General features: G+C 48.4%; 13 protein-coding genes. 3 read left to right on the top strand and 10 right to left on the bottom strand.

Going from position 1 to position 14,999, the window contains the following annotated elements; genetic code table 11:
- Positions 1 to 50: 50 nt before the first annotated feature.
- From CBE68_RS01950 to CBE68_RS01940, 3 genes are all read right to left on the bottom strand, one after another.
- The gene (locus CBE68_RS01950) at positions 51 to 713 is read right to left on the bottom strand and encodes an alpha/beta hydrolase (RefSeq protein ID WP_087504399.1); all 663 of its coding nucleotides are present in this window, start codon (positions 711 to 713) and stop codon (positions 51 to 53) included.
- A gap of 111 nt (positions 714 to 824) precedes the next feature.
- Positions 825 to 1,439 (bottom strand): FKBP-type peptidyl-prolyl cis-trans isomerase, encoded by a 615-nt coding sequence (locus CBE68_RS01945; protein WP_087504642.1) that lies wholly within the window; start codon positions 1,437 to 1,439, stop codon positions 825 to 827.
- A gap of 80 nt (positions 1,440 to 1,519) precedes the next feature.
- A complete protein-coding gene (locus CBE68_RS01940) occupies positions 1,520 to 2,869 on the bottom strand; it encodes a hypothetical protein (RefSeq protein WP_087504398.1) in 1,350 nt (449 codons plus the stop codon).
- A gap of 225 nt (positions 2,870 to 3,094) precedes the next feature.
- On the opposite strand from CBE68_RS01940, the gene glpQ reads away from it, so the two are divergent.
- Both glpQ and CBE68_RS01930 read left to right on the top strand, forming a co-directional pair.
- Positions 3,095 to 4,096, top strand: a complete 1,002-nt coding sequence (gene glpQ / locus CBE68_RS01935; RefSeq protein ID WP_087504397.1) for a glycerophosphodiester phosphodiesterase — start codon at positions 3,095 to 3,097, stop codon at positions 4,094 to 4,096.
- Between the two features lie 95 nt (positions 4,097 to 4,191).
- Positions 4,192 to 4,710 (top strand): FKBP-type peptidyl-prolyl cis-trans isomerase, encoded by a 519-nt coding sequence (locus tag CBE68_RS01930; protein WP_087504396.1) that lies wholly within the window; start codon positions 4,192 to 4,194, stop codon positions 4,708 to 4,710.
- A 49-nt stretch (positions 4,711 to 4,759) separates the two neighbouring features.
- On the opposite strand, the gene CBE68_RS01925 is transcribed toward CBE68_RS01930, so the two are convergent.
- Both CBE68_RS01925 and CBE68_RS01920 read right to left on the bottom strand, forming a co-directional pair.
- Positions 4,760 to 6,136 carry an HlyD family type I secretion periplasmic adaptor subunit gene (locus CBE68_RS01925; protein WP_087504395.1) on the bottom strand — a complete coding sequence of 459 codons (1,377 nt, stop codon included), beginning with the start codon at positions 6,134 to 6,136 and terminating at the stop codon, positions 4,760 to 4,762.
- Positions 6,133 to 8,298 (bottom strand): type I secretion system permease/ATPase, encoded by a 2,166-nt coding sequence (locus CBE68_RS01920; RefSeq protein ID WP_087504394.1) that lies wholly within the window; start codon positions 8,296 to 8,298, stop codon positions 6,133 to 6,135. Before CBE68_RS01920 ends, CBE68_RS01925 begins: the two co-directional genes overlap by 4 nt.
- Before the next feature lie 130 nt (positions 8,299 to 8,428).
- On the opposite strand from CBE68_RS01920, the gene CBE68_RS01915 reads away from it, so the two are divergent.
- Positions 8,429 to 8,782: a hypothetical protein gene (locus CBE68_RS01915; RefSeq protein WP_087504393.1), complete on the top strand. Its 354-nt coding sequence runs from the start codon at positions 8,429 to 8,431 to the stop codon at positions 8,780 to 8,782.
- Here CBE68_RS01915 and CBE68_RS01910 read toward each other — a convergent pair.
- The 5 genes from CBE68_RS01910 to CBE68_RS01890 all read right to left on the bottom strand — a co-directional run.
- Positions 8,779 to 10,701 (bottom strand): bifunctional diguanylate cyclase/phosphodiesterase, encoded by a 1,923-nt coding sequence (locus CBE68_RS01910; RefSeq protein ID WP_087504392.1) that lies wholly within the window; start codon positions 10,699 to 10,701, stop codon positions 8,779 to 8,781. The genes CBE68_RS01915 and CBE68_RS01910 overlap by 4 nt on opposite strands.
- Positions 10,698 to 11,363 (bottom strand): transglutaminase-like cysteine peptidase, encoded by a 666-nt coding sequence (locus CBE68_RS01905; protein WP_087504391.1) that lies wholly within the window; start codon positions 11,361 to 11,363, stop codon positions 10,698 to 10,700. Before CBE68_RS01905 ends, CBE68_RS01910 begins: the two co-directional genes overlap by 4 nt.
- Before the next feature lie 44 nt (positions 11,364 to 11,407).
- Positions 11,408 to 12,442, bottom strand: a complete 1,035-nt coding sequence (locus CBE68_RS01900; protein WP_087504390.1) for an OmpA family protein — start codon at positions 12,440 to 12,442, stop codon at positions 11,408 to 11,410.
- A 24-nt stretch (positions 12,443 to 12,466) separates the two neighbouring features.
- Entirely contained in the window at positions 12,467 to 13,756 is a 1,290-nt protein-coding gene (locus CBE68_RS01895) for a TolC family outer membrane protein (protein ID WP_087504389.1), read from the bottom strand.
- A gap of 30 nt (positions 13,757 to 13,786) precedes the next feature.
- The coding region (locus tag CBE68_RS01890; protein ID WP_198959874.1) for an Ig-like domain-containing protein at positions 13,787 to 14,999 on the bottom strand (1,213 nt) is incomplete at its 5' end.

The raw sequence follows: 14,999 nt of genomic DNA, 5'->3' as shown, positions 1-14,999 counted from the left end.
GCTGACTCAGGTCCCAATACCTACTCCTCTCTAGTTAACCAAGTCAGTTGTTATCTCAGCTTCAGTTGCCGACTAATAAACTCGCCAATATCTTTCAGCTGCGGCAAACAAACTTCATGCCCCATAGGGTAATAGTGAGTACTAACATTTATTCCCAAGCGGAGTAAATCATTGTGCGCGCTTTGGGCCATCGGCGGCGTCACCACTTCATCATGACTACCGTGATGAAGCATCACTTCGATCGATTGATTAGCCGTTCCCAGCATCGCTCGCTCTGCAGTTGGGAAATAGGTCGATAAGGCAAGTAAACCGGCCAGTGTTTTGGGGTAATTCAACACTGCCTCGTAAGCCACTGCTCCGCCCTGGGAAAAGCCAGCAATCAGAATTCGCCGAGAATCGATGCCAGCTTCAATGTGTAAGTCGATTAACTGTTTCAGCATATCAGCCGAAGCCAGTAGCTGTGGCACACTAAACTCGCGTTGTTCGCCCATGCTAATAATGTCGTACCAAGCCGGCATCACATAACCAGCATTGATGGTGACAGGAATTCGCGGAGCATTGGGGAAAACAAAGCGGATTTTGGCCGATGATGGCAATTCCAAATAAGGTAGTGCCGGCACAAAATCATCGCCACTGGCACCCAAACCATGAAGCCAAATAACTACCGCATCAAAGTCATCTGCGGTCTGTCTCACCACACAATTCAATTCCATCGCAGTTATTCTCCTGATACCACTGCAAACTATTATCGCTGCACAACTTGCTAGAAGTTAAAACAAAAACAGGGCCATCGAGGCCCCGTTTTTTAATCGCTGCGCTGGCAATTACTCGATATCGAGTAATTCTACTTCAAACACCAATACAGAATATGGTGGAATCGCTGCGCCGGCACCACGCTCACCGTAGGCGAGATTCTGCGGAATGGTCAAACGCCACTTCGAGCCAACAGTCATCAACTGAAGTGCTTCAACCCAACCTGGAATGACACCAGTCACTGGGAAAGAGATCGGCTCGCCACGCTCAACTGAGCTATCGAATACTGTGCCATCAATCAAAGAACCGTGATAGTGAACTTTCACTTTGTCAGCAGAAGTTGGCTTAGCACCGTCACCGGCAACCAATACTTCGTATTGCAAACCAGAGTCTGTGACTTCAACGCCGTCTTTTGCCGAGTTGTCTTTCAGGTATACGTCACCTTCTTTGATCACTGACTCGTATTTGGCTTTCTCTAGCTCTTGCATACGTTGTTGAATAACTGCGAACGCTGCATTGATTTCTTCAGCAGGAACGGCAAACTCTTCACCGCGCAAAGAATCTGCTAAACCTTGTTGAACCGCGGCGATATCTACACCATCAAATGCTTGTTGGGCAAGTTGATCACCCATTTGACGACCAACGCCATAGCTAGCTTTCTGCTCGTCAGTTTTGTACTCAGCCATAATGTCTCCGATACTGATTTCTTTAAAGCGTGGCATGGTAACAGAGTGCGGCGAAAAAATCGGCTCTCACAACAAAGTTTCTAGTCACCCTCGTTGGTCCAAGTGTTTTGAATCACCTGATATACCGGCTTGGTGGTGTATTCTGGATTGCCAATATCACCATTAACTGAGATCACTCCAAACCACTCTTCAGAATCACTGTCATCATGACTGAACGGCGAACTACTGTCGTTGGCGTGCAAATAATCGTTCTTATGCCATTGATCAACCAGCTGAAATACCAAACCTCCGGCAACATTATCTGGCCCTGTCGATATATCGAGCCAGTACTGACTGAATAACTCAGCTTGTTGCTGCGGCGTACGCACATTCGACATGGTGCTCAATGGCGCAGTCGATGAACCAAACTCAGAGACCAAAAACGGCTTATCGGCCGCAACTGCGGCCAGCTCTTCCAGCGCACCTTGATAAGCGGTGCCGGTCACCGAACCTGGCGAATGCTCCGAGACAAACTCCGGCCAATAGCTGTAGAGGTTATAACTGACAAAATCGAGGAAACTGGTATCGACCAGAGTAGGACTCACGACAGGCCAAGTAGTGTGAGTCACTGGTCGAGAGACGCCATAGGTTTGCGTTTCGTACTGCTTGGTATAGTCGGCCATCTCGGCCAAAAATGCTTCTGTGGCATTGCTATTGGGTGGCGTTGAAAAGTAAACGCCGTTATAACCGGTGATCTCAGGATGAAGTTGATTAGTATTTTGAACGGCCCAATCCGACAACTCGTTACCTAAGTTGAAGTAAAGCACCTGCTGATTGTAGTCTCGCCCTAAACCTTGATGCAGGGTGTCAATCATGGTTTCGATCAACCCTCTAACATGGGCTTTGAACACTGGGTGTTGGAAGTCTCCTTCAACTCCCTGATAATTGGTTGCCTCGCCACTAAACCAAATCCCCATAGCAACCGGCAGTTCAAGGTGAGCCATGGCTTCAAAAAACTCAGTTCGCATCTGTTCTGGCCCGCCAAAGGTGCCATAAATTAGATTTACTCCCATTTCTTTAGCCTTCGATAAGACACAAAAGTAGGGCATGTCGTCAGGCACATTGTCGGCATAGCCTGGGCCTTCCCCCGGTGCGAACATTTCAAAAACGGCCCCTTTGATTGGCTCTGGCCGTTGATTGATCCGCAGCTCTGTTGCTGTGACTTCAAACTCATAGTTCGGCAATAATGCAGGAGTTGAAGGCATTACGTAACTGGCACAGTCAATCACATTAGAAACGACTGGTGGTTCAGGAACAGGTGTTGGATCCGCGTTTGAATCTGGGTTTGAAGAGCCTCCACCGCAACCGAGCAGAACAACGCTCACTAAGGGCAACAATAGCGAGGTAGTCAGCAAGTTAGTTCGAAGCCAGTATCGGTGAGACAGCACCATCGGAGAAATCCTTGCAAAACGAATCAATGTAAGCGCTTACTTTTTATCAGCTTTGAATCTCAGTTCAAAGCAATCAGGTCTGATTTCTTGCTTACATTCAAACTTTCAGTGTCATACAGTGAGAGACAGCGCAGCAGAAATTTTGCCGGCCTATTGGTTCGTTAAACGGTCATATTGCCGTCATAAACTCATGCAGAGCACAACTTGATTTACGAGAGACAAAGAATGCGACTATTGAGCGAATGTTTACGTCTAACACTGCTGTTGTTACCCGCGACTAGTTTTGCCCTTGATGTGATTGCTCATCGCGGCGCTTCGGGCCAATTGCCAGAACACTCACTAGTTGCTGTCGCATATGCCCACGCTACCGGCTCCGATTATATTGAACAAGATGTGGTCTTGAGCCGTGATGGCATTCCCATTGTGCTGCATGATATTCATTTGGATGCCACCACAGACGTTGCCAGTAAGTATCCCAAGCGTGCTCGCGCAGATGGTCGTTTTTATGCCATTGATTTTGATTTGGCCGAACTTAAAACCCTAGAGCTAAACGAGCGTGTTAATCATCAAACCAAGCAGCGTGTTTATCCAACACGATTTCCGTTGATGCAACTGGGGTTGCGGATCCCAACACTAGCGGAGGAAATTCAACTCATTCAGGGGTTGAATCAAAGTACAGGCATGGCCGTCGGCATCTATCCGGAAATCAAAGCACCGGATTGGCATCGCTCACAGGGGCAAGATATCAGCGCTAAAGTGTTAGCAGTATTAGCGCATTATGGTTATACCGAACGTCATCACGCGGTCTACCTTCAGTGCTTCGATGCCAATGAACTGCAACGGATTCGTCACAAGCTCGGCAGTAAACTCAAACTGGTGCAATTAATCGGTGAAAACAGCTGGCAAGAATCAACAACTAATTATGACTGGTTAAAGTCCGCACAAGGTATTAGCGATATCGCCAGCTACGCCGATGGCATCGGCCCTTGGTGGCCACAACTACTTGATAATCATCAACAACCAAGCTCTTTGGTGAACTATGCACGCGACCAGCAATTGATCATCCACCCCTACACATTTAGAACAGACCAGTTACCAGAATGGGCTGATTCCTATCAACAATGGCTCGAGGTATTTGTATCAGTTGTGAAAGTTGACGGCGTATTCACCGATTTTCCAAAACGAACGATACAAATTCGTCAACAAATCAAGGCTGCCAAACCGTGATTATTGCTGCCGTTAAGGGTAGACTGGAAACAGACTAGCAGCTCCAATAGAGCCGAAAAACTTACCGCACCAATCAAAACATTGAGGATCCGCCAATGCAAGTGGCCCAAGATAAAGTCGTTGTCATTCACTATTCAGTTCATGCTCAGGACACTCTGCTGGACTCATCGTTGGATGGCGAGCCGTTGCGAATCATCTGTGGCCATCAGCAACTCATCGAAGGGCTGGAAACGGCGTTAATCGGCCATCAAGCAGGTGATACCTTTAGCGTTGAAGTAGAGGCTGATAAGGCATACGGCCATCGTCATGAAAATTTAATGCAAGCGGTGCCGTTAGATATGTTTGGTGATGTTGAGGTAAAACCAGGCATGCAGTTTCGGGCCACCACCGATGACGGCGAGCAATCAGTAATTGTTTTAGATATCACCGATGACGAAGTAATTGTCGATGGTAATCATCCACTTGCAGGCATGGATTTGACATTCGATGTCGAAATCCTCGAAGTCCGCGACGCAACAGCAGAAGAATTGAGCCATGGTCACGTTCACAGCCATGGCAGTTGCAGCAATCACAAAGATTCAGACGATTCCGGCTGTTGTGGCAATTGCCACTAGCAAATACGAATAAAAAGCCCGCTAACGAAGCGGGCTTGTTAGTGCCGATTTACCTCTCCCTAAGGGCATTTTCGCGCGCTCTGGTGATGGGCTTCATTAGGTAATCGAGCACCGATTTTTTACCGGTCATGATGTCCACCGATGTCATCATACCGGTAATGATCGGCAGTGGTTGTAGCTCTTGACCAAGATAGCTCTGATCGGTCTCCACTCTCACCAAGTAGTAACTAATCCCTTCCTCATCGACCATGGTGTCAGGGCTGACGTGTACCACCTTGCCTGCTAAGCCACCATAAATAGCGAAATCATAAGCCGTGAACTTGACCATGGCATCTAAACCATTGCGAATAAAAGCAATATCCTCAGGCTTAATTCGCGCCTCAACCAACAAACGACCATCCATCGGTACGATTTCAACTAAGTTCATACCAGGCTGAACAACACCACCGACAGTATTAATGTTGAGTGTTTGAATCGTGCCGTTAACTGGTGAACGCACCAGAGTTCTGACCACTTTATCTTGCAAACCCACTCGACTTTCCTGCAGTTGGCGCAATTCGGCTTCAATTTTGCTTAACTCTCGAAGCGATTCTGAACGGAATTTCGATGCCAGTTCCTGACGCTTCTCTAGCGATTCGTTCATCGCTTTTTGAGCCTTTGGAATAGCTAATCGGGCAGCATCCATGTCGCCTTTGAGGTTGTTCTCTTCACGCAGTTTTTGCAGAAATTCGATTTGCGACACCACCCCTTCTTCCACCAATGGTCGCATCAACGCCACTTCCTGCTGGGACAACTCATAGCTGAGTTTGAGGCTCTCGAGTTTGCCTTCTAGGGCCAACAAGTCACTTTCAGACTGCGCATACTGCTCATCAAGCACCTCTAGCGCACTGACCATGCCGTTGAGGCGCCCCGCCAATACAATTTTTTCCCGCTCGACAAGCTCGGGTAGCTCGGTTGCTAACTCAGTGAGATGTTGATCGGTCAGCGGCGTCGCCGCGCTGGTACCGAGAGAGCCATCAGCGATCACCGCAGCCGATGCGATTTCATCTTTTAATCGCGCAATGACTACACGGTTGTCGTCATAGGCTTGGTTCTTTTCTCGAAAGTTGGCCCGAAACTGAGTGTCATCGAGTCGCAATAAAGGTTCACCAGCACTGACAGCCTGCCCTTCAGTAATAAAAATTTCGGCGACGATCCCCCCTTCGAGGTTTTGAATCACTTGCAAATGTTGAGATGGAATGACTTTGCCGGTACCAACCGCAACTTCATCAATCTCAGCGAGAGCCGCCCAAATAATTGCAACAACAACAAAAGCTGCAATTGCCCAAAGCATTTGCCGCGCCCCGGTAGGCGTCGCCAGTAAAGCAGCAGCGGCGCGATCAGGCATCATATTGAGTGATTCGGAACAAACTGGCTGCTTACTCATGATTCTCTATCCACTTGCAGTCGACCAGAGCGAAGCGCTTCCTGCACCGCTTGTTTCGGTCCATCGGCAACTATACGGCCCTGATCAATGACAATTAAGCGATCAACCAAAGCCAGCATTGAGGCTTTATGGGTAATCAAAATCAAGGTCTTGTCGGCCAACAATTGTTGTAGTTTCGCTTTGAGTCGCACTTCGCTGGTGTTGTCCATTGAAGCCGTCGGCTCATCAAGCACTAAGATCGGCGGATCGAGCAACAACGCCCGGGCGAGGCTGACGGCCTGACGTTGGCCCCCCGAAAGGTTGCTACCCCGCTCGGCGATACGCATATCTAAACCCTGAGGATGACGGGCAGCAAACTCATCAACGCCAGACAATTCAGCGGCCCGTAAAACTTGCTCATCAGAGATCCAAGGGACGCCCAAGGTTAAGTTTTCCCGCAGGGTGCCATAAAACATGGTGACATCTTGCGGCACTACGCCCATCACATGACGGATATGGTTCGGGCTCAGCTGGCGACTATCAACATCATCAAGCAATAGGCTGCCATGCTGTGGTTCATACATGGCGGTAATGAGCTTACCTAGGGTCGACTTGCCAGAGCCGATGCGGCCAATAATACCGACCTTCTCGCCGGCTTTAATGGACAAATTAACATCGGTTAATGCTGGATTCTGTTGTTCAGGATAAGCAAAGCGGACATCTTTTAAGTCGATGTTGCCAGCTAGAGTTTCGCGATAGAGAAAGCGCTTATCGTCGGGACGTTCAACCGGCAACGACATGATCTCATTCAACATGGTAAAGGCCGCACGACTCTGATTGTATCGCGTGGCGAGCTGAGCCACTTGAGCCATTGGCTGCAACGCTCTGCCAGATAGCATGACACAGGCAATGAGACCGCCCATGGATAAATCCCCAAGGGTGATTTTGTACACCCCAGCAATAATCAAAAACACCGTGGTCAACTGCACAGACAAAGTAGCAACGCCCGATACCGAAGCAGCATGACGACGACTTTCTGCACTCCACTGGGCAATATGGCCATTGGCCTGCTCCCAGCGATGCTGCATTTGGCCTTCGGCGCCTGTCAGTTTAATTGTCTCTAGGCCCGATAAAGCTTCAACTAAGGTGGCATTCTTTAGACTCGACATTCGACCAGATTCATCAACAGCTTGACGCATTGGCTTTTGAATCCAACTGCTATAACCAACGATTACCAGAGCCATCACCAAAGGTACGGCTACCATCCAGCCGCCAAGGTAGGCAACGATGACAAAAAACAGCAAAGTGAATGGCACATCGATCACAGCAGTAATAGTGGCCGACGTGACAAAATCACGAATTGAATCGAATTCCTGCAAGTGACGCGCAAAAGCACCGACGGACGCGGGTCGCTGGGCAAGCTTCACTCCCATCACGCGTTCAAGAATACGCGCAGAGATGAGTATTTCTGACTTCTTACCAGCGACATCGATAAAGTGCGATCGCATCAGGCGTAAGACAAAGTCGAAGACAAATACCAAGCAAACACCCATCGCTAGTACCCATAGGGTGTCGACGGCATGATTGGGTACTACTCGGTCATACACATTCATGACAAACAAGGGGCTGGCGAGGGCAAATAAACTAATCAGAAAAGATGCCACCAAGACATCGCGATAGATTCGCCAGTTGTCTTTCAGGGTCCCCCAAAACCAATGCTCGGCTTGGTGCTCCAAGGACTGCGGTGTGCGCTCATCAAACTTAACTTGAGGCTTGACGAACAGGACATAGCCAGTGAACTGCTCAGCCAATTCAGCGATCGGCATAACCACTTCACCTTCGCCACTTTCCAGCATCACTAAAGCCGCATCATTACCGCTGATGTTGCTTAATATGGCCGCTTTTCCTTGCTCCAGCATTAACACCGCTGGCAACAACTGAGGTTGAATATCAGTCAGTGACATTTTTAACAACCGAGCCGATAAATTGGCCCGCTTAGCGGCACGAATAAACAACTCTGGCGTTAGTTTATTGTCAGGCAGCGGTAAGCCAGCAACCAGCTCATCTCGGGCAATAGGGTTGCCGTGCCACTTACTCAAATAAGTCAGTGCATCAAGCAAGGGATCGAGAAATGCTTTTTCCTGATCTTTAATTTTCCAACCCTGTTGATCTGGGTCTGACATGATTATTCCTTTGAATAGTTTCACAAGCTGAAGACTAGAATTGGTTGTAAAACCAATTAGCAGTTGCCGACGCCTTCAGTAACCGTCATTATGATTTACAAAATGTGAACAGAATGAAAGCTTTGCAGACATGTTTTTTGTGAGTCGCAACACCTCCGGTGATATTGTCGCCATAGCTCGTGAACAGAATGAGCAATTTTCCGAAGCCATTACGACTGATAATCCCGAGCTGCTGACGTTCCTCAAACAGCATGGCGAAGACGCCGATATCCTTTCATTATTGCAAAGCTCGGATACCCCGCTGATTCGGGTTCTGGAAGACTTAATCCAATTGTTGATTAAGAAAAACATGATTCAATTCACCGAGCTACCTACAGCAGCTCAACAAAAACTGTTAGAGCGAAAAGAAATCCGAACGCGGCTAAGCGATCTGAGTACTGATAGCACACTCATCGCCAACTCGGAAGACGACCCGCTGATTTAACCACCTTGCTGGCTGTTATTAATGTAACCTTGGAACCCTTGAATACCACACTCTTGAAGCGCTTTTAGCTGCTCTTGCTGTTCTACTGCGGTGGCATAGACGGGAATATCTAAGTTACGTGCGGTATTGACCACGCCAGCAACCAAAGTTAAGTTTTGCTCATCTACTTGCCGACACAAAGCAGCAGCAAGTTTTAGGTAATCCGGACGAATTTCTTTTAGATACTTCAAGTCGGTTGCATCGAAGCCAGTTCCAACCCCCAAATTATCAACTCCGAAGTGATAACCAAGAGAGCGAAGCACAGCAACAAAGCTTTGAACCGCTGAATAATCCCGGCTCAGGTACACCTCAGCCAACTCAATAACTAAATTGCTACGCTCAGCGGCCGGTACTTCGGCCAGCGCTTGAAGAAACTGAGTATCTCGGATCGATGACAATGAGACGTTGACCACTTGTGGTGTTTCAAACGGTGCTTGTTGTTGCAGCATTGCCAACACCGCGCGGTCTAAATCACAACCAAGATCAAATTGCTCAAGTACAGGTACAAATATGGCGGCATTTAATGGCGTACCATTTTCATCTTTAATACCTGCATAAATTTCCTGATGAACCGGCTGACCACCGAGCTCTGCAACTAGCGGCTGTGTTCGAATCTGTAGCTCTTGCCGGGCAATACGTTGTCGCAGCAAATTGACCCACTCTTGTCCCGACCGCAGAGGCTGTTCTTCGGTGTTGCTGCGCCACAACCAAGGATTTTGACCTTGCTGCTCGGCGTCGCGTAACGCTTGATCGAGACGAGTAAACACGTCGGTCACACTGTCATCTGAGGCGATAGGGACACCAGCCAACGCACAAGACGAAGGCAGCGGAGCAATGCCTTGTTGATGCAACTGATCCATGTGCTCAGCGACTTTAGCGAGTGGCTCGGATAAATCTTGTTCCGGCAACACCGGGATCAATACAGCAAAATCGGTTTCCGACAGGCGGCCGATCATCACTTGTTGATCGGAGAACACCTGACGTAATGATTCAACCGATTGCTGCATCAAATCCAACCATTGTTTGTAGCCATAGTGCTTGCGGATCTTATCGCGATCATGCAGAGATAACATGACTACAGCCTGCGGTTGCTGATCTGACATGCGTGATTGCAACTCGTTGATAAGGTGACGTCGATTGGCGACCTGCGTTTCTGGATCTTGTTGTAATCGCGTTTTCATAGTGAGCAATTGCGACGCATTAGCTTTGAATTGCTCGCTCAAGATTCCAGTTAGATGATTGAGAGCTTTTACAACTTGGCGTAGCTCTCTCGTTCTGGGCAGTGGAATTCGGTAACCAAACTCTCGCTGCTCGATTGCATTGACTTGGTTTTCTATCTGTTCAAGTGGCCGCTTAACGACAATCCGCAATGCCAGCATCATCAATAGACTAAAAAACGCAAACAACGAACCGTAAAATGTCAGCAAGTCAGTACTCAAACGCCAAAGTTGAGCTTGAACGAACCCCGGGTGCCCCTCGACACGCACGAGTGCTACCTCGGTCCAGCCATTAGTGATCGGCGCTTCAGCAACCACAGGTTCAATCTCAAATAGATTGGTAAACCAAGCAGGGACACCAGCAGGTTGTGCTTGATTGTCTTTACGAATTATTTCGTCGTTAGCGAACACCGTGACTTCGATACTGCGAAAAAATGATCCATCGAAAGCCGCTAAGATAGTCGACTCAGCAAACGCGCGATCATAAGGCTGTAATACCGGCGCTAGTCGCATTCCCAATGACGTCAATGCACTCTCCGTCGAGACTTGCTGTTGTAGCCTGAGCGATTCAGAGCTGTTTTTAATGTTCAGCATCAGCACTGCCGAGAGTGAAACCACAGTCAACAGCAATAGAAGCAATAAGACTTGGCGATATAGGGTCATGGTAAATCCTTCGATTCGGGCTGATGTTGAAATTCGGATTGACGTTCGCGCAGATCGCGCCAGAGGCTCAAACGACTCGACTCGCCTACTAACTTGCCATCACCTCGAGCTTTGGCTAGCCACAAGTAGTCAGCATTGAAACTGTAAATAGGGATTAGATCGCCACGCTCAGTGGCGGGCTTAATCGCAGGGTCGATATTGTCCAGAACGAGTGGAATTGCACCACGTTTGCTGTAATAGGTCAGTACCATATGGTGCTGATTGTATGCGACGGCTTTGACGTACATCAGGCGCAATTTACTGGCATCAAAGCCCATTTCCAGCAAGGTGTAATATTTAGCAATGGTGAAGTCTTCGCAATCACCTGCGGCTCTGCCAATAAACTCAACAGGCGTTGCCCAATAGTCTTCTTGCTTCCACACCACATCATCGTTGGCGAACAAAAAACCATTGAAGTAGTCATTAACTTGCTTGAGCTGGGTCAACTCATCAGCATTGACATGGGCAACAACTAAAGCCTGCCATTGTTTGCCACGTTCAGCAGCTTCATCACCATAGCGCGCCTGAAGCGCTTGGATCATCTTATTAAAATCAAGCTGAGGCGAGGCCCACAGCAACCAAGACATCAAGGCCACTCCGAGCCAGCCCCACCAGGCTCGCATCAGAACAACCCCCAACCCGTTGTCTTAGCTGTCATTTGAGGTCCTTACTGACCGTCGTTGGTAATCGCAGTGCGTTTGCTGGCATTCATTTCAACCATGATTCGACGATTGGCGGCGGCATCATCAGCGGTCTGCTCAGGCTCCACAGCAGGGCGAGTTTCACCATAGCCCAGCGCGCTGATGCGCTGCTCAGCAACTTGATAGCGTTCAATAAGCAACTGCTTGACCGCATCGGCACGACGTTCCGATAGCTTCTGATTATAGGTTGCCGATCCCACCAGTGAGGTATGTCCTTCAATGACAATATCTAATTGTGGATGAGCAGCCATAAAATCTGCGATCTCAGCAACGTTGTTATAGGAGCGAGCAGGCACAGTGGCATCGTCATGAGCAAAAAGAATGGTTACTTGTTTAACAATGGCTTGCTCGTAAAAGCGGGTACAACCTTCTGCGTCAACACTGTGGCCAAGCGGCGTGTCAGGACACTTATCCAGATTGTTGCTTACGCCATCACGGTCATCATCGGCAACCGTTGCGGCCGCAGCTTGTTGGCCAAAGAAATACAACAAACCGATACTAGCGACAAAATCTGTAGTGCTTTCTTCAAAACCGTACAAACCTTGCACTTCACCTGTTAATGCCCAATTTTCATTAAAGTGATAACGAGCACCCAGACCAATATGAGCCCCTGCTTGCTCGTCACTATCGAAGTCCTCGTAGTGAGGACCAGCAAAAATGTAGTTGTAATCCCCATTAAAGAAGTACAAGGCATCCAGTGCATACCACCAAGCGGATTCATCGTCGCTGATATCTTCTACATCCAGCTCAGAGTAATCCGCTCGAAAACGCAGTTCCCAGTGGTCATTGGAGAATGGCTGAATACCAAACTGGCCACCAAACATGGGGCCTCGTTGCACCGCTGCTCCCGAAGAATGCTTATGTCCAGAGTCCATCTCGGCATGACCGATTTGGCCGCCGACATAGTATTTGTAACCCTCTTCGGCTTGAGCAGAGGTTGAATTTAAAACAGCCGAAATCGACAAGGCCACAAAGCTTAGTAGCTTGGCTGGTTTGCTCATGTTGTGTCAGTCCTTTATTTTTTGTTAGCGCAAAGATTGATTGAGGCTACCAATCACTTCCAATACTCGGGCTTTCGCTTGTTCATATTCAGTTTGAGCATCGACAAATTGATTGCGTGCTCCGAATAGTTCATTTTCAGAATCGAGTAAATCCAATAGCGTTCTCTTGCCGAGATTGAACTCTTTCTTGTAAGCATCTCGAGTCTTCTCAGAGGCCGTGACATAGCGCTGCAGAAACACTTGCTGCTTAGCTAACATCTCATAAGCAGCCCAAGCTAAACTAACCCGTTGGTTAGCCTCTCTGTGGGCATTCATATTGATTGCACGAGCTTGCTCTACGACGTAAGCCGATGCTTTTTGATTGGCTTTATCGGAGCCGCCTCGGAACAGGTTCCAGCGAACTTGCAACATGGCACCATAGTTAGTATCAGAGCCATCGGTGCCTTCTAATTCTTCTCCATAGTCGCCAAACAACACCAAATCTAGTTCTGGATAGTTAGTGGACTTGCTGTACTGATAGCGGCTTTCAGCTTCTTCGATATCCGCCTTTGCAGCGAGTAACACAGGGTTGTGCTTACCAACCAAAGCTTGAGCTTCTGCTTTAGTCTGTGGCAGCCAGTTTTCTTGGAACTTGAAAGGCTGCAAGTCTTGCTTGGCACTTTCACCAATGACTTGAATGTATGCAGATTCCGCATCGAGCAAGTTGTTCTGTGCTGCAATGACATTGGATTCAGCATTATTCAGACGGCTCTCGATTTGCGATTTATCAGCAATAGTGCCGACGCCACGATCAACCCGACTACTGATTTGTTTATAGATACGTTTGTGGTTATCGAGATTCTCCAAAGCCAGTTGATACTGGGTTCGGTAGCGCTGCACATCCAAATAGACTCGGGTCGCAGCCAATGCAATTGACTCGGATACGGCATTAAGCTCGTGTTCTCGAGCCAGAGTAAATGCTTCGGTTCGATCAATATCATTGGTGGTTGCGAAACCATCAAATATCATTTGCCGTGCTTCGAAACCAACGCGGCCATTGTTCCAAGTTTCATCATCAGTGCCGTTTGCCCGGGTTGACGGATTGTCAACAACTTGAAATCCCCAGTCTGCGGTGACATCCACCGATGGTAAATAGCCACCTTCAGCTTGGCGGACTGTTTGCTCTCCTTCGCGAACCTTACGCTCACTTTGGACAATTTGCGGATGAGTCTCTACCGCAATGCGCACTGCTTGTGGCAATGTTTGCGCCACAACTGTTTGGCTCAGGGCTGCAACTAGCAGCGTACCTACCGCGCTACAACGGGCAAGTTTCATTGAAAACTCCAAAAATTCCCAAAAAATCAATTACAGTTCTAGGTCTACTTTAATTTCTTCTGGCTGCTTTATTTCACCTTGTGGCGCTCCGTCTCCAGCACCACCAGCCGGACTTGAATCTCCAGCAGGTAGCAGATCATCCAACTCATTGGGCTGTTCTAACAACTCATTGAACAACGATGCTCTAACCTGAGGTTCAACACCAGTTTGGCCAACGATGGTCACGGTCACTTCAGCAGAGTGCTCATTACCGTTGCCATCAGTAATGGTATAGGTAAACGTATCTGTTGCGGTTTCCCCGGCGTCGAGGTCATCGAAGGCATCAGCCGGGTCATAACTGACTTGGCCTGTGGCAGGATCAAACGAAACACTACCTTGAGTCGCACCGCTGCTGCTGGTCGCTTCTACAGATACGATCGAAAGGTTATCTCCATCAGGATCCGTGTCATTGGCAAGTAACGAGTCCGAATCAATAGTTAGGACATCATTTTCACCCGTCACTAAGGTTCCTTTGTAGACATCAGCCTCAAAGCGTTGCAGGTAATAATCGGAAGAGTCAGAGCCATCGGCCAGCAGGCGATTGGAGTAGTCTGCCGCTTCAAACCTAACTTCATCAAACAGAATGCCATTGGTATCAATGGTTTCAGAACCATAATGCCTGTCGCTTGTGAAGGTATCTTCTGCGACAACCTTGCCATCGCGTAATGCAATCCACTTGCCGGTTTCGACATAGTTTTGGTTATCATCTTGAGGATACAATCGGAGAAAACTGAAATTGGCCTCAGTTGTTAGCCCGTCCAGTTTAATGACAATTGCCTCAGACGTATTTGCCTCACTGTCATCATCAAAGTTTGAGCTTCGATGCTGTAGCTGGCCTTCGTTCCCACTATTGCCATAGCTATCGCCTTCAGTTTGAACTCCCAATGAGGCGCCGCTGAAATAAGGCGTGGCAGACAAGCCATCAATCCCAGATTCCACGCTGACAATACCCTCGCTAATTGCCGACCTCCAGCTTGTTTGCATGGATGAGCCCAGAGCAACTGTGGTGATAGAAGCATCTGTGTCGGAATTTGCTGTGGGGAGCGTAGTATCAACACCATAGCCTTCGGTGTCAGTGGCAGTAGTTTCATTGCCGACGTCATCTGTTGCCGTGACGCTAGCGGCAATACTGGTGTCAGCCGCAAGATCAGCGCCTGCTACGTCGATACTGAAGTTGCCATCACCATCCACTGTGCCGGTGTAG

The organism is Neiella marina, from assembly GCF_002165625.1.
GTDB classification, from domain to species: domain Bacteria; phylum Pseudomonadota; class Gammaproteobacteria; order Enterobacterales; family Neiellaceae; genus Neiella; species Neiella marina.
This window is presented reverse-complemented; position numbering and strand designations above follow the sequence as displayed.